Origin of the sequence: Paenibacillus gyeongsangnamensis (genome assembly GCF_027533625.1) — a bacterium.
Classification (GTDB): domain Bacteria; phylum Bacillota; class Bacilli; order Paenibacillales; family NBRC-103111; genus Paenibacillus_G; species Paenibacillus_G gyeongsangnamensis.
Map to the genome: position 1 here is coordinate 74070 of NZ_JAQAGZ010000022.1, position 18421 is coordinate 92490.

Consider the following 18421-nt stretch of genomic DNA (forward strand, 5'->3'; position numbering starts at 1 on the left):
GAACACGCGGATGGACATCAGTCGGGAAGTGCTAGGCATCAAAGGCAAACTCATTCAAAGAAGGCGGGATTTTCACATGTACCCTGAATCGGGTTGGGTGGAATACCGCACGGCGGCGATTGTCGCGGAGGAATTGAGCAAATGGGGGTACACCGTTTACGTGCGGGAGGAAGCATGCAAATCCGCTTCGCGCATGGGCGTTCCCCATCCCGAAGTGCTGCGGTATCACGAGAACAGAGCGATTCATGAAGGGGCTGATCCCATCTGGGTAGAGCAGATGAAGGATGGCCATACGGCGGTTGTAGGCGTTATTCGGACGGGAAAACCGGGACCTGTCATTGCGCTGCGTTTTGATATCGATTCCAACGACTTGACGGAATGCGCAAGCGATGACCACCGTCCGGTACGGGAAGGGTTCGCTTCCCGCCATCCGGAGATGATGCATGCCTGCGGGCATGACGGACATGCGGCGATCGGGCTTGGCGTGGCGGAGCTTCTGGCGAAACGGAAGGATCGTCTTGTCGGAGAAATTCGCTTGCTGTTCCAGCCTGCGGAGGAAGGAAGCCGAGGCGCCAAAGCGATGGTCGATGCCGGATGGCTCGACGGGGTGGATTATTTTTTCGGCGGTCACATTGCCTTCAAGAGTAAAACGCTCGGCGAAGTCGTGGCGACGGTCGGCGGATTTTTGGCTACGACCAAAATCAATGTCGTTTACACGGGCAAAGCGGCCCATGCAGGGGCAGCTCCGGAGGAAGGACGAAACGCTTTGCTTGCTGCTGCTTCCGCAGCTCTGCATTTGAACGGCATCAGCCGTCATGGCGGGGGAGCTACCCGGATCAACGTAGGTACGCTCAAAGCCGGTTCGGGCCGCAACGTGGTTGCCGACAAAGCGGTGATGGAGCTGGAGACGCGCGGCGAGACGACGGAGCTGAACGGTTATATGAAAAGCGAAGCGATCCGCATTATCGAACATGTGGCCCAATTGCACGACGTCTCCTGTCAATGGGAAGTTGTCGGTGAAGCACCGGGGGCGGAGAGCAGCTCCGGCCTAGTCCCGATCGTCCGACAGGAAGCGGAAAAGATGAGCCATGTGAAGGCGGTTATTCCGCGAATGGACCTCGGCGGCTCGGAGGACGTCGTCTACATGATGAACCGTGTTCAGGAGCAGGGCGGTCAAGCGACGTACCTTTTATTCGGCTCGCCGCTGAAAGACGGGCATCACCAGGTTCGCTTCGATTTTGACGAAGAAGTGCTGCTTATCGGAACGGAGCTGCTAGTCAGGCTGACTTTGGTATGTCTAGGAGCGGGCGGAATGGGACGAAAGCGGGACATCGATTAGAGGAGCTCCTTGATCCGGTATATTTTACGCGGTCTGCCGCGGTTGGTCGGCGCTTCTTCGCCGATAAGCTCGGCAAGGCTGTGTTCTTCCAGATCGCCCAGGATGCGGCGCGCGTTCCGCTTGGTCATGCCGAGCCATTCGGCAATGTCAGGGGCGCTGATCGAGTTTTGTCCCAAGTTTTTTTGTACGGACAGCAATTTGTTATAGGTTGTGATCGTCACGCCGGCTTTTTTTAATAGCTCGCTCGTCTTGATATCTTCCGTACGATAGTTGAAATTGATGCTTCCCGTCTGCCGCAAAGGACCCTCGATATCGCCCATATCGTTAACCTGGATGGCGCAAAGATTGCCGGTTTTTTTGGCGTGCTGAAGGGCGATCTGTGCGTTGCGCTCGGCAGCTAGAGCGGTAACGCCAAAGCCGATGCCGATGTTCGTTTGCAGGTCGGTGATCAATGCGATTTTTTCCAACAGGACGGAAGGGTGTGTGCTCGCATCGGCCGATTCGAATGCTCCGCGGGTGGTGAACACGAGATATTTGCCGTTGCCTATGGCGACGAAAGAACCGGACAGCGCCTCCACGTGGTCGAGAATCGCATCTTGAAACTGCAAGTCGAGACGGAATACATCGTATGAGCTTTTGTTTTGACCGATTAACTTGCCCGGTTCTTCAACATCGATGAGCATGACGGCGATTTGCGATTTTTTGAAATGCAGGGTTTCGCCTGCGGTGCTGGCCAAATTCAACATCGAGCGAATGGTCATCCGGTTGGGCGTTATCCGGTACGCGGGTATACCTTGTGCCTTCAGTTCCTCGTACACTCCGCGCAAGCAAGTGGCGCAGGCATCGACCTTCCCTTGAGCGAACCGTTCGGAGTGGAAGGCAACCAGCTCTTCGATCGGTTTGTATCCGGCATACGACAGCAGCTGGATCGAATCGTAAGTCAGGTCAAGCTCCGTGCAGGTTTCGTAAAAATGATGCGGCAAAATCGTATCAAAGCTAATCCGCCCCAGCTGCAGACGATCGCGGTATACGATTTCCAGCAGCACCTTAGTCAGACTGGATCCGTTCAATTGCGGAAACAGCGCCTTTTGCTTAATGTTCTGTTCTTGGGCAATGGCATAAGGGGCTTGTCCGGAAAATACCCAGACATCAATATGGCTATCTTCGCGCAGGACGATATCCGGCGTTTCGCTTACGTTGTTATACACAAACGGGACGATGGTCAACTGGTCTTTGAACTCTTTGCCGATTTCGGTAATCAGTTCGATGGAGTCCTTAGGACCGACGGCTCCGACTCTAGCAATCATAGGGCTCAATTTCCTTTCAATTGTAAAATCCGGACCTATTCCAAATTCTAAGCGGATTCCAAAAATCCTTCTAAAAACGTGGGTTTAGCCTTTATTATTAATTGTTGACACTATCATATCACATGTTTTATAGTTTATTAAGGGAACATAAAGGGAATTTTTCCATTAAAGGGAGGCTATCGTTGAAGGAGATTTACGGCGAGTTCTTAAGCATTTGAATGAAAGCGATTTCCCGGACATCGTACGGGATGGAACTGACCCTCAAGCCGATATCGCCGGCGACCGGTCCGATGTACATATTGTGCCAGCGCATAGGCATTCCTTAGGTTTCTGTCGGGGCATATGGCAGACATTACCCGAAGATTTTTCCTAACAAAAATAGATTTTTTAAATCATGAAGGGGGAACAGAGTTGAAGCGTATTGCATTCCTTAGTTTGGCGCTCATTATTGCTCTATCGGTTGTTCTTGCAGGCTGCAGTAAACCCGCATCCAAAGGCGCAGCCGAGACCAAGGGGAAAGAGAAGGACGGGCAGAAGGTACTGACCATTGCCAGAAGCGGCGATGTACTCGGTTTTGATGTCCACAATCACGGCACTACCAGCACGGAATCGGTTCATGTCAACATGTTCAATTATTTGGTGAAAAAGGACCGCGACGGCAAGTTTCAGCCCGATCTGGCCGTTTCCTGGGAAAACCTAAACCCGACAACGTGGAGATTCAAATTGCGTGAAGGCGTGAAGTTCCATAACGGGGATCCATTTACGGCGGCTGACGTCAAGTATTCGCTTGAGCGCGTGGCCAAAGATGCCAAGCTGGTCGAGTATGGTAACTACAAGCAAATCAAAGAAGTGAACATCGTCGATGATCGTACAGTCGATGTCATTACGAACGAAGCGGAACCGGTCTTGCTTTCGCGCTTGTCTCGTCTCGGCTCCAGCATGCTGCCTTCCAAATACATTAAGGAAAAAGGCTTTGACGAATTTCTCAAAAATCCCGTGGGAACCGGTCCATACAAATTTTCCGAATGGATTCGGGACGACCGTGTCACTCTCGTAAAAAACAACGATTATTTCGGCGAAAAAGGAAAATGGGACAAGTTGGTTTTCCGTTCGATTCCCGAGGAAGCAACACGGGTGTCCGAATTGCTGACCGGCGGGGTGGACATGGCGGTTCAAATTCCTCCGACGGATATGAAACGGATTAACAACCTTGATTCCACCCAAACGTTATCAGGTCCTAGTACGCGTGTCATGATGCTTGCCCTTCGTACGACAAGCGGTCCGACGGCAGACCCGCGGGTTCGCGAAGCCATCGATCTGGCTATTAATAAAAAAGCGCTGATCAGCAGTCTGTTTGAAGGCGATGGCAAAGAAACCTTGACACCGATTATCCCGGGCATTTTCGGGGCCAAACCGGACTTGTTCGGCAAATCGAACTATAATCCGGAACGGGCCAAGCAATTACTGAAAGAAGCCGGCTACGAGAAAGGCCTTACGATCAGCTTTACCGGATCGGTAGGCAAATCGTTAAAAGACAAGGAAACGTCGGAATTAATCGCGGCAATGCTTGAAGAAGTGGGAATTAAGGTAAAGCTGGAAATTTTGGAGAGCAGCAAATTTAACGATAAACGCAATGCGGGCACAACCGGAGACATGTTCCTGGTCGCTTACTCCAATTCCATGTTCGATGCTGCGCTGCTATATAAACGTCTGAATCCGGATACGGGATACAACAATCCTGAAGTGACGAAGCTGTTAAGCGACGCGGAGAAGAATATGAATCCCGGGGAGCGGGAAAAGAATTATCAGCAAGTGCAAGACATCCTAGCGAAAGAACGTCCTCAAATTTATTTGCTGCAATTGGGCGCTAATTACGGGATCAACAAACGCATAAACTTTACTCCAAGAATCGACGAAATTACATATGCGGATGAAATCACCTTGAAATAGGCCTAAACGCAATTCACACAAGGGCCTCCGAAGGGGCCCTTTTCTCCCGCATAAAAAGATTTAAGTTCGCTAAAGCGATAAAGCGCAGCGAAGGCCATTCCTACCTGCGATACTCATTCCATATTAACCTGGGAGGTAGCCCGTGAGGCAATACTTATTGAAATTGATTTTGCAGGTCATTCCCGTGTTGTTTTTAATCTCCCTCATTGTTTTCTTGCTCGTACACGTTTCCGGGAATCCTGTAGCGCTGATGCTTCCGGATACGGCAACGGCGGACGACCGCGCAGCTTTGACCGCAGCTCTCGGATTGGATCAACCGTTATATATTCAATATTTCAAATTTATGGGGCATTTGCTGCAGGGGGATTTCGGAAAATCATTCCGTTATAACGAGCCTGCGCTGCCTATCGTATTGGATCGTTTCCCGGCTACGTTCGAATTGGCTGCAGCAGCCATGCTTGTAGCCACGGTCATCGCCATTCCGTTAGGGATTATTTCGGCGACGAAACGAAATTCGTTCTGGGACGTGCTCGCTACCGGAGCAGCGGTGCTTGGCAAGGCGATGCCGCATTTTTGGCTCGGCATTATGTTTATTCTTTTGTTTTCCGTCAAATTGGGCATGTTCCCGGTTTCCGGTCGAGGCACGCTGCTGCATTTAATTTTGCCGGCGGTTACGCTTGGAACCGGTATAGCGGCTGAAATGACGCGTTTGATCCGTTCCAGCATGCTGGAGATTTTGGGACAAGATTATATTCGAACCGCGAGAAGTAAAGGATTAGCCGAAAAATTCGTTATTTACAAGCATGCTTTCCGCAACTCGCTCATTCCCGTTGTGACGATCATGGCCTTGCAAATCTCTACTTTAATCAGCGGGGCGTTGATTACGGAGACGATCTACGCGTGGCCCGGCATGGGACAATTAATTATTCAAGCGGTCAATACGCGGGATATGGCGATCGTGCAAGCGGCTGTTTTTGTCATTGCGTTTTTGGTTATTTTAAGCAACATGTTGGCGGACCTCATTTATCGCATCCTGGATCCGCGCATAAAAATCAGTTAAACGCCGGAGGTGAGCGCAAATGAGTGTATCGATCGAAGCAAAGAGCGGACAGGTTAACACAGGACAAAGAACGAAGCGGGCAGGCAAGCTGCCGCGCATCATCCGCTCGCTGTTGAAAAGCAAGACGGGAACCATCGGATTCATTATTATCGTCGCCGTCGTGTTCATGGCGGTTTTTGCCGGAACCATTGCTCCGCATGACCCTGCAAAGACCAATGCCGTCAAGCGGTTATTGCCTCCGATGTGGATGGAGAAAGGATCTGCGGATTACCCGCTGGGCACGGACAATCTCGGGCGGGACGTGCTTAGCCGAATCATTTACGGTTCGCAGGTGTCCTTGCTCGTTGGCATTTGCGCCGTAGCCGTAGCCGGAACGATCGGCGTGATCATGGGGCTTGTATCCGGCTATTACGGGGGTTGGATCGACCGTGTCATTATGAGAACCGTCGATGCTTTCCTGGCGATACCCAACATTTTATTTATGCTTGTGATCCTTGCTGTTCTGGGCCCCGGATTGTTTTCACTGATTTTCGTTTTGGGGGTAACCAATTGGGTCAAGTATGCCCGTATTATCCGCGGGGAAGTGCTGAGCGTCAAAGAACGTGATTATGTGAAAGCCGCCCGTGCCGTCGGATCGCGCGATGCCCGGATTATATTCAAACACATTCTGCCCAACGTCATTTCGTCGTTCATTGTCGTGTCCACGCTTAGTATTGCCACCACCATCATTTTGGAAGCTTCCTTGAGCTTCTTGGGGCTGGGTATCCAGCCGCCGACCGTGACGTGGGGCGGTATGCTGAGCGACGGCCGACAGTATCTCGCCACAAGCTGGTGGGTCGCAACGTTTCCCGGCATCGCTATTACGATAACCGTACTCGGCATCATCTTCCTGGGAGACTGGCTGCGCGATATTTTGGATCCAAGGATGAAAGCGAAAGAATCTTGATTAGCGACATGCAAAGAATAGAGGTGAAACAGGTGGCACCACTGTTGGAAGTTAAAAATTTGCAAACTCATTTTAAAACCGATGGCGGCGTCGTCGCTTCCGTCAACGGGGTATCGTTCACCGTGTCCAAAGGGGAGACGCTAGCTATCGTCGGTGAATCCGGGTGCGGAAAAAGCGTCACCTCCCTCTCCATTATGAGGCTCGTAGCTCCACCGGGAAAAGTGGTCGGCGGGGAAATTTTATTGGAGGGAGAAAATTTGCTCGGTAAGAGCGATAAAGAGATGCGCAAGCTGAGGGGCAACAAGATTTCGATGATTTTCCAAGAGCCTATGACTTCCCTGAACCCGGTGTTCACGATTGGGAACCAGCTGGGCGAAGTGTTTCTTAATCACCAGGATGTAGATAAGAAGCAAGCAAGGGCCAAAAGCATCGCCATGCTGGACAGTGTCGGCATTCCACGGGCGGATAAAATCGTCGATTACTACCCTCACCAGCTTTCCGGCGGCATGCGGCAAAGAGTGATGATCGCCATGGCGCTGGCCTGCAATCCTTCATTACTGATCGCCGATGAGCCGACGACCGCGCTCGACGTCACCATCCAGGCGCAAATTCTCGAGCTGTTGAAAAGCTTGAGCAAGCAGCGGGATACGGGAGTCGTCTTGATTACCCACGATCTGGGCGTCGTTGCGGAAATGGCTGACCGGGTCGTTGTTATGTATGCCGGAGAAGTCGTTGAAGAAGCGGGCGTGTTCGATTTGTTCGCGAGCCCGAAACACCCGTATACGAAAGGGCTGTTAGGCTCGCTGCCGAAGATCGACGAACAATGTGAAGAGCTTGACTCCATTTACGGCTCTGTACCGAATCCGCTTCAAATGCCGAGCGGCTGTACGTTCCACCCGCGCTGTCCGATCGCGACCGAGCAGTGCAAATCCAAGAAGCCGCCGCTCGAACCGGTTACCGCCCAGCATTGGGCGCGTTGTTTTTATAGTAAGGGGTGATCCGATATGAACCAAACGAGCCAACCATTATTGGAGGTAAAAGGATTAAAAAAACATTTTCCGTACAAGCAGGGTTTGTTCTCGCGGAAGGCCGGTTTTGTGCGTGCGGTGGATGGCCTTGATTTTACCGTTAACCGCGGAGAGACGCTCGGGATTGTAGGCGAGTCCGGGTGCGGGAAGTCAACCGCAGGGCAGCTCATCTTGCAGCTGCTGGAACCGACGGAGGGCGAGATTTGGTTCGAAGGGAGAAATTTGACTTCCCTTGACAAAGAAGAAGTGCGTAAAGTTCGCCGCAATCTGCAGATCATCTTTCAAGATCCGTATTCTTCCCTTAATCCGAGAATGAAAGTGGAGGAGATTGTATCCGAACCGCTTGAAGTGCACGGCCTGTATAAAGGCAGCGCATTGAAGGAGAGAGTCGTGGAATTACTCCGGCTGGTCGGTTTGGATGAGCATCATATGTCGCGCCATCCCCACGAATTCAGCGGCGGGCAGAGACAACGGATCGGAATTGCCAGAGCGCTCGCGCTGAATCCGAATCTGATTGTTTGCGACGAGGCGGTATCCGCTTTGGACGTGTCCATTCAATCGCAAATCCTGAATTTGCTCAAGAAGCTGCAGAAGGAGCTGCAGCTTACCTATATTTTTATCGCTCATGGTTTACCGGCGGTCAAGCATATCAGCGATCGCATCGCCGTGATGTATTTAGGCAAAATTGTTGAGCTTGCAGGCCGTGATTCCTTATTTGCGAAGCCAAGACACCCGTATACGCAAGCGCTGCTCTCGGCTGTTCCGAATCCCGATCCGACCCAGCGAAAAGAGCGTATTATCCTGCAAGGCGATCTTCCTAATCCGGCAAACCCTCCCAAAGGCTGCAGCTTTCATACGCGCTGCCCTTATGTCCAGGATAGGTGCCGCAATGAAACGCCAGCGCTGCAGCCGCAAGCAGACGGGCATCTTGCCGCATGCAGACGGGCATCTTGCCGCATGCCATTTTCCTCTGTAAATGAACGGCATGCCATCATTCATCTGCAAGCCTGCATTTTTCAATAAAGGAGCGACAAACCGATGGTGCACAAAGACATGACGGCAGAAGAGAATCCTACGCTTCAGGCGTACCTTACCGTTCTTTCCGCTTACCAACCGTGATTCCAGGGCGCAGACGGATCACGTTTCTAAGTAAAAAAACCGGCCTGCCCCAGCTCTGGAGCTGGGATGCAGAGACGGCGAGCTGCGAGCAGGTCGTCGAGCTGCCCGATCGGGTGATGGACGCCAACCATTCTCCGTGCGGCTCCCAAACCGTGATTGGTATGGACTATAAGGGGAATGAGAAGCAGCAGCTTTATTTGCTGAACAACGAAACGTTAGCCGTTCAAGAGCTCATGGTATCCCCGCAGCATTTTCACCATCTTGGGGGCTGGTACCCATGCGGGAAGAAAATTGCTTTTGCCAGCAACCGCCGTGGTCCCGGACTTTTCGATATTTTTGTGCAGGATGTGGAAACGAAACAAGCTGAGGTCGTTTTCCGGCATGAAGGGAGATGCGTTCCGCTGTGCTGGCTTCCGGATGGAAGCGGACTGCTGATTTTAAGCGATGTGACGAATGTCGTGCAATCCCTCTATGTTCTGGATTTGAGAAGCGACGAAGTCCGCGAAATTGGCGTGGAGGGTGCGGGCGACTACGCCTCCGTGCAAGTAGCGAAGGACGGTACGGGGTATCTGGTGACCAATGCGGCGGAAAATACGATGGCATTGTACCGCTTTTACACGGATCGAGCGGGTGCGGCCATGCTTGTCCATGTCCCGGAATGGGATGTCGAAGAGGCGAAGCTGTCGCCCGACGGCAAATGGATCGCATACACCGTCAACGAAGGCGGTATTTCGGTATTAAACCTGTATGAAGTAGAGACCGGAGCTTCCACAGCAGTGAAGCTGCCTCGCTGCGTCATCCAATCGCTATCGTGGCTAAGCGAAGGGGAGCTCGTATTTGCCCTCAAAAGTCCGGTGCTGCCAGGAGATATTTGGCTGTATCGTCTGAAAGACGAAACGTTCCAGCGTATCACCACTTTTGGGGTGTCGGAAACCATCCAGCATTTGTGGCAGGAGGCCGAGCTACACTCGTTCACCTCGTTTGACGGGGTTCAGGTGCCTTACTTTTATTACGGGCCTAATCGAACCGAAAGAACCGGGCTTCCGGGAGGCAAAAAGGCGCCTACGGTAGTCTACGTGCACGGCGGACCGGAATCGCAAATCCGATTCGATTTTCACCCGGTTATTCAATATTTGGTCAGCCAGGGATTTAACGTGGTCGCGCCGAACGTTCGCGGAAGTATGGGATACGGTAAAACGTATTTGAATCTCGATAACGGGAGAAAACGGATGGATGCGGTGGCCGATTTGGCGTGGATGGTGAAGGACCTGGCGCGCTTCGAGACGATCGATACCGGCAAAATCGGCATTATGGGACGCAGCTACGGAGGGTTTATGGTGCTGGCATCCTTGACGCACTATCCGGATTTATGGGCAGCGGGGGTAGACATTGTCGGCATATCGCATTTCCGTACGTTCCTCGAAAATACGGGAGAATGGCGCCGGAAATTGCGCGAATCGGAATACGGTACGCTAGCGGACGATTCGGACTTTTTCGAGGAAATCGCCCCCCTCAACCATTCGCGGAACATCAAGGTGCCGCTTCTGATCTTCCACGGCCGCAACGATACGCGCGTTCCGGTCAGCGAAGCCGAGCAGCTGTATGCCGATATGCGTGCCAGAGGCCAGGAGGCTGAACTGGTGATCTTTGAGGACGAAGGGCATCAGACGGAGAAAATGGAGAACCATATTGCACTGAATACGAAGATCGTCCACTTTTTAAAGACAACTCTGGGAAAGTGAATGATAAGATCAGCCGGCCTTTGAACAGGCCGGCTTTTTTAAAAAAGATGCCCGCCCCCGAAGCTCCGACGCTAGGTCAGGAGCCGGGGGCGTTTTTTTGCCGTTGCCGCAGGTTGGAGCGTCGTTTCAGGGGGACAGGCGGGGGGTAATTATTCCTACAACCGTAACGACCATTCTATCAATGAAAGAGGCGGTGGATGCGATGACGGTCAAACACAGCATCAAATGCCAAGGCAGCGAAATTCTGGTGCGCGAAACGGGAGAGGGCATGTACGACTTGGCCATTCAAGCGACGTCGAACCCTTTGGGCTACGGCAACGTGCTTGAATCGTTCCCGGATATGGAACAGGCGATCGGGGCGGCCGATCAATTCTGTAAAATGCTGACGGCGGCGCAGAAGCAAGGCTACTACTTGGAGGAAGGACACTTCGTCAAGCCGGAGCGGGAACGAATCCCGGCCAAGGAGGGACTTAGAGAGGAAGTAGAGGTCGAAGCATGGATCGAGCAATTTATTCGGGGGTGAGCAACCCCCGATTTTTTTTGCCATGATGCATGAATGCTGACATACAGTTGGCAGTTAAGGCGGCGTATACTGGAGTTAGAAAGAGGTTCCTGCAAGAAAGAAAAGATCCCCCTAAGGAGGCGTTGATTATGATGATGTATCAAACCGTGGAAAGCTTTATTCAGGATTACCGGAATGAAAGCGAATCGACTTCCAAGCTTCTGAGCGCCTTGACGGACGAATCGCTCCGTCAGGAAATGGCACCCGGCTACCGTACCCTCGGTCATCTCGCATGGCATTTGGTTCCTTCGGGAGGCATTTTGCATCCTACAGGCCTTACGTTCGACGCCCCTCCGGAGCGCAGTGCGCCGCCGGCCACGGCTGCAGCCATCGCGGAGAAGTACCGCAAGACGGCGGACAGCCTGATGGAAGCGGTAAGAACGCAGTGGACCGACGAGAAGCTCCAAGAGACGTCGATCGTGTTCGGCCAGCCTTGGAAGAACGGACTGACGCTGTATTTGTTCCTGAAGCATGAGGTGCATCACCGCGGGCAGCTGACGATTCTGATGAGGCTGGCGGGACTGCCGGTTACGGGGGTCTATGGTCCGTCGAAAGAGGAATGGGCCGCCATTGGCATGGAGGCTCCGGCGCTCTGATGCATTAGGTACGAAAAAACCGTCCGCTTACGGACGGTCAGGCTGTAGAGAAACCCGTGAAATAGAGAAATCTGCCTTGGTACCCGGTGGGGTATCCCCTTCCGGCCGCTGTTGTTATCGGAAAACTTTCAATTAATCCTTTAACCAGCGGTAATTTTCCGATAACAAAGGCGGACGCTATCGCTCCTACAGGGGATACCCCACCTACACCATTGGCATTTTTCAGTATATCAGGGTTTCTCGTCAATCTGACCGTCTACTTACGGACGGTTTTTTCGCGCTAAGCTTAGTTATAAGACTTGGCCGTCTTATCCGCTTCGCTAAGCGTCTTGTGCGCTGCATCAGCCGCTTGATCCGCGGTCCGGCGGGACGCACCAGTCGCTTCCCCGGCCGCCGCAGACGCCCGGTCCAGCAGGCTGTGCGAAGCGTCCGCCACCCGGTCCGTCGCCGCATGGGCCTTGTCTGCCAGCTTGGCGCTCTGCTCCTTGACGGCCTCGGCCGTCTCGGAGGCCTTCTCTTTCGCCGATTGCATCAGCTCGGCGCCTTTTTCCTGCAGCGCCTGAAGCTTCCCGGTGAGGTCCTCGCGAAGCTCCTTGCCGGATTTCGGCGCGAGCAGGAGGGCGAGCAGCGCGCCGGAGGCGGCTCCGATCACCGTACCTAAGAATACGCCGCCGCGTTTGGTTTCCTCCATGTTGTCCGCTTGTGCTGTTGCCATGAGAATCACTCCTTTAATTTAGTCGGGGTAAGGGGTTATGAATGATGTCAGCATTAAGCCGTACGTCGGCCGCCGAATGCGCGGGACAGCAGTCCGAGCAGGAATACGAACAAGGCGGCTCCGATAATCGCGGGAACGACAGCGAAGCCTCCAATGACCGGCCCCCATGTACCCAGCAGCAGACTGCCGATCCAAGCTCCTGCGAAACCGGCGATCATCGATCCGATCATGCCTCCCGGCATCGCCCTCGGCGCAATGGCCCGAACCGATCGCACCGATGACGACCGCCATGATGATCGTAATCAGTAAGCCCGGCATGTTCATCAGCTCCTTTGCACGGTGTGTTCCTTGCTTGTCTTTTTTTACCCGCCGGCATTTGACATGAAACAAACACGGCCGGGGGGACGGAAAGGGGCCAAGAAAAAGGGGCTGATGGGAGAAATCGAAAAATGGAAAATGCATGTGCCCGGAAGGAAAACTTTTGCCTCGGTTTCGTCCAATGGATAGAGAGGTGAGTATGGGTAATCCCCAGTTTTTAGTATTTTAGGGATAACTAAGCAACTTTTGGCAAACTTGCCGCGTTAAAGGAGGAGTGATTTCCAAGTATAAGAGAGGAGACTATCGATGCGAAAAGGATTCCTTCTTGCCGCCTTACGGAGCGTGAGTTGCCTATTCGCCCTGGTGCTGTTATCCGTTGCAAGCCTTGCCGGTGCTGCGCCTCTTCCTTCTTACGTTACCATTGTGGAGGATTTGCCGCTGTATGAGACGCCAAGCCTACACGCATCGACGGAAGGGGTAGTCGGTCCGCAAACGATGCAGGTGCTTGAAACGAAGGAAGCCGGCGGGCGAAAATGGCTTTCCGTGAATACGTGGCTCGGTCCGAAATGGATACAGCCAAGCTTCGATTATCAAGGCTCGGTGATGAGGAAGGAGTCGTTCGACCTGCAGCTGTACGAGGATGCCGTTCTGTACGATTACCCGTCCGAGCCTTCGAAGACGCGTTACCATATATCGCCTCAGAAGGTTCACGCGGATGCGGTCGCTTACGTATACAACCCGGGTGAACCGATGAATTGGCAGTATCGCGCGGTCCGCATCGATACATGGCTCGGCAAGAAGTGGATTATCCCGGACCGTTACCTGCCTTACGTGCAAACGACCGACGAAACGGTTACTCTGAACACCTACACGCTGTTGTTCGGAGGGGTAACTGCCGCGCTTGATTCAGGGCCGGGCGGAATGTTCAATCATACGCTTACTTATTTGCCCACCCTCGGGATGATTGCGCCTCAGCCCGTTCAGGCCTTCGAGAAGGTAACCATCCGCTATTTCAATACCACCTGGTATCATGTGCACACGGCGTCCGGCGATGCCGCCTGGGTGAACCCGCAGCTGCATATGCCTGCCGAGATCGTGCCGGAGAACAACACCTACGAGCTGACGAGGACGACGTCGATCCATACGTATCCGTTCGACTCCGCGTCGGCCATCGGAGCTGCCGCACCGCAGCAGATCGAGAGCTTCGAGCGGGCCGGCGACTGGATCCATGCGCATACGTGGATGGGTGACGGTTGGCTTCGCATCAAGGACGAGAGGAAGCTCGACATGACGGACAGCGGGCATCGCGTACAGGTCGGCGTCACGCCGAACCCGTTTCCTTCCTATGAATCGGGCGGACCGATGCATGTAGCTCTTGAAGGAACGCTTGCCGCCATCGACACGCCATACAGCAGGAGCGATATCGAGCTTCGCCTGGAAATCTATAACGACAAGGGAGAGGCCCAGGAAATTTCCAAGACACTATATAATGTCCGCGCTGGAGAGTCCCGCTATTTTTTCATCATGGTCAGCGCCAATTTCAACTTCAGAGGAGCACAGGTGCGGCTGAAATCCGTTTCGTTCAAGCCGGCCGAAGACCGGTCGCAAGATGTGTACGCTTTGATCTCGCGCTTTGATTAACCAAGCTCGCAGAACGAGCCTCAGAGCTTCCGCCGTCGCTTGTGGACCTGAGGCTCTTTTGCTGCGCAGCCCGTTATTGCGGGTCGCTCCACGACCTCCCTCCGTCGCTGGTTACCTTGATGAAGCCGTCCAGCAGCACCCATCCAAAACCGTCTTCGCGCAGGAAAAATTGCGAAGCACCTTTTAATGGAAGGTCCGTTGTGACCGCCTGCCAGTCCTCATGATTATACGAATTCATCGTGTAGACGGTCTTGCCGTCACTGGAAATGGCCCTTCCCATATTGAGCCTGTCAAAATTCAATACCGGTACCCCTTGGATGGCCTTCAAATGGGGGAGCGGGGTCCACGTATCCCCAGCGTCTCTCGTTTCGTAGGGGACGTACGTTTTTTCCCCGTTCTGCACCAATTCGGCGATGAAGATGCCATGATAATCGCTTTCCTGGTCGAAGGCGGGCGGATAGATGGTGGCGGTAGCCTTCCTAAATTCGGCGGGGACTTCAATGGGCTGAAGGGCCCAGGTTCGGCCGCCGTCCTGCGTCCGGTAGAACGGGAAGCCCTCCTGCCCTTGAGCATTCGTACCGATCCAGCCTTCCTTCTCCTTGCGGAAGCTGATTCCCGTCGGGTAGCCGGGAATGCCGGCTGTCAAATCGCCGACACGCGTCCATGATCTGCCGCGGTCGTCCGACCTGTAGAGCGATTTGTGCATCTGTCCTGCCGATGGCGAAGAGGTTAGCATCACATAATCGGGACTAAAGTCAAAATGCGCTCGATACGACGTTACGTCGGACGATGTTTCCCACGTCTCCGTTGTCGGCAGCGCCGCCGTTTCCCAGCCCCCCTCATAAAGACGATGGGAAGCGACGAGCTTCTTGTCTTCCGTGAGGTAGAAAGCAAACCCCTTATACGGGTCGCTAAAGTCGGCGGCTATCAGGCGATCCTTGTCGCCGATGCCGTCCGGAACAATGACATCCCATGATTTTCCTGTATTCGTCGTATGAAGCAGCTTCCCGCCGCCGTTCCAGCCGAAGCCTTCGTTCCCGTCCATGCCGACAATGCGGGACACCCGGTCCCGGTAGTCGACGTAAAAACGGGCCACGTCGATGTACGGATCGTACCGCCGGGGGGCCGGGATCGATAGATCTGACCGCAGCGTAATCCGATATCGCCCTTTTCCGTGGTTCAGCGGAAGCGATGCCGTAAAACGTCCTGCATCAAACGGAATTTGCTCCGTTTCGCGGTCCGTCCATTGGGCGGCATCCTCCTTCTCAATCACCGCAAGGAGTCCCTTCCCGAGCGCTTTGATGACGGCTCCTCCGACCTCCACCTTGCCGTTATCGGTCCGGACTTGGCCGGTAGCCGGCGTATCGAGAGTGATCGAGCTGAAATCGCCGAACCCGAACGGCAGATCGCCGTAATTGATCACAGGCATCATCCGCTCCGGCGTGATGGAATGAATAAACGTCTTGCTGTACAAGATGCGTTGGCGTACGCGGTACTCGACCTTGACCGCATTGTCGCCTATATCCATGGGAACAGCGGAGGCGAACTCATAGATCGGAGCGCCGCTCGGCGTCTTCTGCTCGGAGGATCTCATCGTGGAACTTCCGTGGAACGTTGTTCCGCTTCTCGCAGCGGTTACGAAGAGCATCGGCAAATCCGTCGTAAGCGGCGCGAACAGCAGTCCCTTCACCCCGTACCAGTAGCTGTATACGCTCTCCGGTATCCCGAAATCTTTTACATCGTATCTTGCATAATCGATCTCCAGCAGCCTTGTAACCGGATCCCAGTTGCCGGTATAGCCGAACATCTCCTTCAAATCGTATTCAAACATATAAAGCTCCCCGCCCTGCTTCACGGCGGGAAACGTCAGCTTCGTCTCGTTGTCCTTCCCACCGAACCAGTACAGTTCCGCCGTCTCGAGATCCGGCCCGATGCGAAATCCGCAGGTATCGTTATGGACGTAGAGGCCGTCTCCCTGTTTGTCTGTTTTATAGCCAAGCAGGTCCGCCATCCGCTCAACGGAAAGCATCGCCCGGCCGTCCTGTCCGAAGCCGATTCGCTGATCCCCGAAATACATGCCGTCATCTTCAAACTGGATGGAAAACCGGTTGCTTGACATATGCTCGATCTGAAGCGGATATTCGGCGCTTTGAGCTGCCCTCCCGTCGGCCGCTGCAGCTTTATTTTCCGTAAATGAGACCGTGCGCGTCTCCCCGTTCCATTCCAGACGGCCGAGCAGCGGAGCGAGATCCTGCAGGAATACCGCCGTTTTTCCTCCGATGTTGAACGAGGGAATTTCTTTTCCGAGCGCGACCGTGCGGATATCCGTTGCCAGCACATCGGCGATTTTGTTCCCCTGCGCATGGTTTCCGCTGACATCCGAGGTGTAAGCCGGTTGAATCTTCTTACCGGGGTTCGGGTAAATGTCGACCCGCCGTTCGGGCGGATCCCACGACACGTCGAAGCCGTAGCTGCGCAAATCCTCGACGACAATGGCCGTATTGCCGCCGATGTTCATGGAACGGATCGCCTCTCCGTTGACGAAGGCGCGAATATCTGTGGACAGCACGCTGCCGATAACCGTTCTGACAGCCACGTTTGTCGATTGCGCCAAAGACGGCTGGCTCGGGGTAACCGTCACAGCCGTACATACGATGGCAGCCAGCACTGCGATAGATTTTCGTATCATAGGGGCTGATGCTCCTTTTCAGGAATATACGAACACCCCATTAAACGATTGAAAAAGGGAAAAGTTGCATAATTGGCCTTCTTTTAACTGTCGCGGCGACGGCTGACGGGTTGGGCAAGCTATCCGCAGAAATCGATGAACCGGCAAGTCAATTGTGAACGGGTAAATTCGATCGATCATTATGCCTAAAAGAGCTGTCATCCTTTGAAATTGGAAACCATCATTATTGCTCGGGAATCATCCTCGCGCTGCCGCTTCGGGCAGCGCACATGACAAGACCAAGATCAGCCCGCTCATCCCGGGGAGGTCTTGGCCTCATTTTTTAGTTGATGCGAAGCTATAAGTTTTCGTAACTTATAGCTTCGCATCAACCTTGGTAAACGCGCTGGTCCTTGTAAGGCAAGGACGGCGTAGCCGTTTATCCTGGTAATCCGCGTCAAGCTGACGTTATTGCAGTATGCAAACGGCGAGCTCAGGATGTATGATAGGAGAATAGAGTTACACTATTGTAAGGAGTTATCGTTTATCTTTAACGTTGACATCGGACGATGAAAGGGGAGGCTCGGATGGAAGGGCGGCAGCTTCAGCTCATGCGCAGTTACCTGGAAAATACGCAGATTACGCTGCAGACGGCGCATTACACGAAAGTCGGGGCCAATTGGCGGGAAACGCATCAGGTGCCGGATATTACCCGGCTCTATTATATCCGCGAGGGCGAAGGCTGGATCCGCTTGCGCAACCGGCTGTACCATCCGAAGCCGGGCCAGCTGCTGCTGCTGCCGGCGGGGATGAGGCTTTCGTACGGGCGCTTGAACGAGAACGGCTTCGGCAAATATTGGTGTCATATTACCGCAGCGGTCGGGGAAGTGAACCTGTTCCAAATGCTGGAGCTCCCCCACTGCATCGATGTCCGGGACGAGCTGTGGATGGAAGCCAAGTTCAAGGCGCTGGTTGAGCAGTACAGCAACCCTTCGCTTACCGCACCTCTCCGCATCAAGTCGCTGCTGCTGGAGATCATCTCAGCCTACATGGAGCAGGCGATGGAGCAGGAGACGGAGCGCAGCCTCCGGCTGACCCCTACGACCGAGACGGGCAAAATCAACACCGTCCTCCAGTACGTCGACGAGCATTTGCAGGAGCAGATGACCGTCGACGAGCTCGCGCGGCTTGTGCATTTTCACCCGAATTATTTCATGCAGTATTTCAAAACGATGCTGGGCCTGTCGCCGATCGCCTATATCAACCGCAAACGGATGGAGCTGGCGAAGGTGCTACTGCAGGACAGCGGCAGAACCGTCACCGATGTGGCCGAGCAGGTCGGACTGGAGCTGTACTACTTCTCCCGCCTGTTCAAAAAACAAACCGGCCTCTCCCCAAGCGAGTACCGGAAAAATGCACTGCTGCGCTGA

15 protein-coding genes and 1 pseudogene are annotated in these 18421 nt (G+C 53.7%); 11 read left to right on the plus strand and 5 right to left on the minus strand.

Annotation, left to right across the window (positions count from 1 at the left end; all coding sequences use genetic code 11):
* The first annotated feature begins 10 nt into the window (after positions 1 to 10).
* Positions 11 to 1339, plus strand: coding sequence for an amidohydrolase (locus tag O9H85_RS28345; protein ID WP_269884768.1), 1329 nt, complete (start codon positions 11 to 13; stop codon positions 1337 to 1339).
* On the opposite strand, the gene O9H85_RS28350 is transcribed toward O9H85_RS28345, so the two are convergent.
* Both O9H85_RS28350 and O9H85_RS28355 read right to left on the minus strand, forming a co-directional pair.
* Positions 1336 to 2646, minus strand: coding sequence for a helix-turn-helix domain-containing protein (locus O9H85_RS28350; protein WP_269884769.1), 1311 nt, complete (start codon positions 2644 to 2646; stop codon positions 1336 to 1338). The genes O9H85_RS28345 and O9H85_RS28350 overlap by 4 nt on opposite strands.
* A gap of 193 nt (positions 2647 to 2839) precedes the next feature.
* On the minus strand, positions 2840 to 2965 hold the full coding sequence (locus O9H85_RS28355; RefSeq protein WP_269884770.1) for a hypothetical protein: 126 nt from the start codon (positions 2963 to 2965) through the stop codon (positions 2840 to 2842).
* A gap of 92 nt (positions 2966 to 3057) precedes the next feature.
* Here O9H85_RS28355 and O9H85_RS28360 point away from each other — a divergent pair, with 92 nt between their 5' ends.
* The 8 genes from O9H85_RS28360 to O9H85_RS28395 all read left to right on the plus strand — a co-directional run bounded on the left by O9H85_RS28360 (position 3058) and on the right by O9H85_RS28395 (position 11649).
* On the plus strand, positions 3058 to 4596 hold the full coding sequence (locus O9H85_RS28360; protein WP_269884771.1) for an ABC transporter substrate-binding protein: 1539 nt from the start codon (positions 3058 to 3060) through the stop codon (positions 4594 to 4596).
* 142 nt (positions 4597 to 4738) lie between these two features.
* Entirely contained in the window at positions 4739 to 5656 is a 918-nt protein-coding gene (locus O9H85_RS28365) for an ABC transporter permease (RefSeq protein WP_269884772.1), read from the plus strand.
* Positions 5657 to 5675: 19 nt separating this feature from the next.
* Positions 5676 to 6602, plus strand: coding sequence for an ABC transporter permease (locus O9H85_RS28370; protein ID WP_269884773.1), 927 nt, complete (start codon positions 5676 to 5678; stop codon positions 6600 to 6602).
* Between the two features lie 8 nt (positions 6603 to 6610).
* Positions 6611 to 7600: an ABC transporter ATP-binding protein gene (locus O9H85_RS28375; RefSeq protein WP_269884845.1), complete on the plus strand. Its 990-nt coding sequence runs from the start codon at positions 6611 to 6613 to the stop codon at positions 7598 to 7600.
* 6 nt (positions 7601 to 7606) lie between these two features.
* The gene (locus tag O9H85_RS28380; RefSeq protein WP_269884774.1) at positions 7607 to 8653 is read left to right on the plus strand and encodes an ABC transporter ATP-binding protein; all 1047 of its coding nucleotides are present in this window, start codon (positions 7607 to 7609) and stop codon (positions 8651 to 8653) included.
* Between the two features lie 92 nt (positions 8654 to 8745).
* Positions 8746 to 10491: a S9 family peptidase gene (locus O9H85_RS28385; protein ID WP_269884775.1), complete on the plus strand. Its 1746-nt coding sequence runs from the start codon at positions 8746 to 8748 to the stop codon at positions 10489 to 10491.
* Positions 10492 to 10588: 97 nt separating this feature from the next.
* Positions 10589 to 11014: a hypothetical protein gene (locus O9H85_RS28390; protein ID WP_269884776.1), complete on the plus strand. Its 426-nt coding sequence runs from the start codon at positions 10589 to 10591 to the stop codon at positions 11012 to 11014.
* 134 nt (positions 11015 to 11148) lie between these two features.
* Positions 11149 to 11649 (plus strand): DinB family protein, encoded by a 501-nt coding sequence (locus O9H85_RS28395; protein WP_269884846.1) that lies wholly within the window; start codon positions 11149 to 11151, stop codon positions 11647 to 11649.
* Between the two features lie 286 nt (positions 11650 to 11935).
* On the opposite strand, the gene O9H85_RS28400 is transcribed toward O9H85_RS28395, so the two are convergent.
* Positions 11936 to 12364: a YtxH domain-containing protein gene (locus O9H85_RS28400; RefSeq protein ID WP_269884777.1), complete on the minus strand. Its 429-nt coding sequence runs from the start codon at positions 12362 to 12364 to the stop codon at positions 11936 to 11938.
* A gap of 53 nt (positions 12365 to 12417) precedes the next feature.
* Positions 12418 to 12682, minus strand: a pseudogene (locus O9H85_RS28405) (GlsB/YeaQ/YmgE family stress response membrane protein).
* 306 nt (positions 12683 to 12988) lie between these two features.
* On the opposite strand from O9H85_RS28405, the gene O9H85_RS28410 reads away from it, so the two are divergent.
* A complete protein-coding gene (locus O9H85_RS28410; RefSeq protein ID WP_269884778.1) occupies positions 12989 to 14323 on the plus strand; it encodes a hypothetical protein in 1335 nt (444 codons plus the stop codon).
* A gap of 73 nt (positions 14324 to 14396) precedes the next feature.
* Here O9H85_RS28410 and O9H85_RS28415 read toward each other — a convergent pair whose 3' ends face one another.
* The gene (locus O9H85_RS28415; protein ID WP_269884779.1) at positions 14397 to 17012 is read right to left on the minus strand and encodes a WD40/YVTN/BNR-like repeat-containing protein; all 2616 of its coding nucleotides are present in this window, start codon (positions 17010 to 17012) and stop codon (positions 14397 to 14399) included.
* 566 nt (positions 17013 to 17578) lie between these two features.
* Here O9H85_RS28415 and O9H85_RS28420 point away from each other — a divergent pair.
* Positions 17579 to 18421 (plus strand): helix-turn-helix domain-containing protein, encoded by an 843-nt coding sequence (locus tag O9H85_RS28420; RefSeq protein WP_269884780.1) that lies wholly within the window; start codon positions 17579 to 17581, stop codon positions 18419 to 18421.

What these genes read in the sequence shown, in the direction of transcription:
- O9H85_RS28345 (WP_269884768.1), top strand. Translation starts at nt 11, where the DNA reads ATGGACATCAGTCGGGAAGTGCTAGGCATCAAAGGCAAACTCATTCAA.
- O9H85_RS28350 (WP_269884769.1), bottom strand. Translation starts at nt 2,646, where the DNA reads ATGATTGCTAGAGTCGGAGCCGTCGGTCCTAAGGACTCCATCGAACTG.
- O9H85_RS28355 (WP_269884770.1), bottom strand. Translation starts at nt 2,965, where the DNA reads ATGCCTATGCGCTGGCACAATATGTACATCGGACCGGTCGCCGGCGAT.
- O9H85_RS28370 (WP_269884773.1), top strand. Translation starts at nt 5,676, where the DNA reads ATGAGTGTATCGATCGAAGCAAAGAGCGGACAGGTTAACACAGGACAA.
- O9H85_RS28375 (WP_269884845.1), top strand. Translation starts at nt 6,611, where the DNA reads ATGCAAAGAATAGAGGTGAAACAGGTGGCACCACTGTTGGAAGTTAAA.
- O9H85_RS28380 (WP_269884774.1), top strand. Translation starts at nt 7,607, where the DNA reads ATGAACCAAACGAGCCAACCATTATTGGAGGTAAAAGGATTAAAAAAA.
- O9H85_RS28395 (WP_269884846.1), top strand. Translation starts at nt 11,149, where the DNA reads ATGTATCAAACCGTGGAAAGCTTTATTCAGGATTACCGGAATGAAAGC.
- O9H85_RS28400 (WP_269884777.1), bottom strand. Translation starts at nt 12,364, where the DNA reads ATGGCAACAGCACAAGCGGACAACATGGAGGAAACCAAACGCGGCGGC.
- O9H85_RS28410 (WP_269884778.1), top strand. Translation starts at nt 12,989, where the DNA reads ATGCGAAAAGGATTCCTTCTTGCCGCCTTACGGAGCGTGAGTTGCCTA.
- O9H85_RS28415 (WP_269884779.1), bottom strand. Translation starts at nt 17,012, where the DNA reads ATGATACGAAAATCTATCGCAGTGCTGGCTGCCATCGTATGTACGGCT.
- O9H85_RS28420 (WP_269884780.1), top strand. Translation starts at nt 17,579, where the DNA reads ATGGAAGGGCGGCAGCTTCAGCTCATGCGCAGTTACCTGGAAAATACG.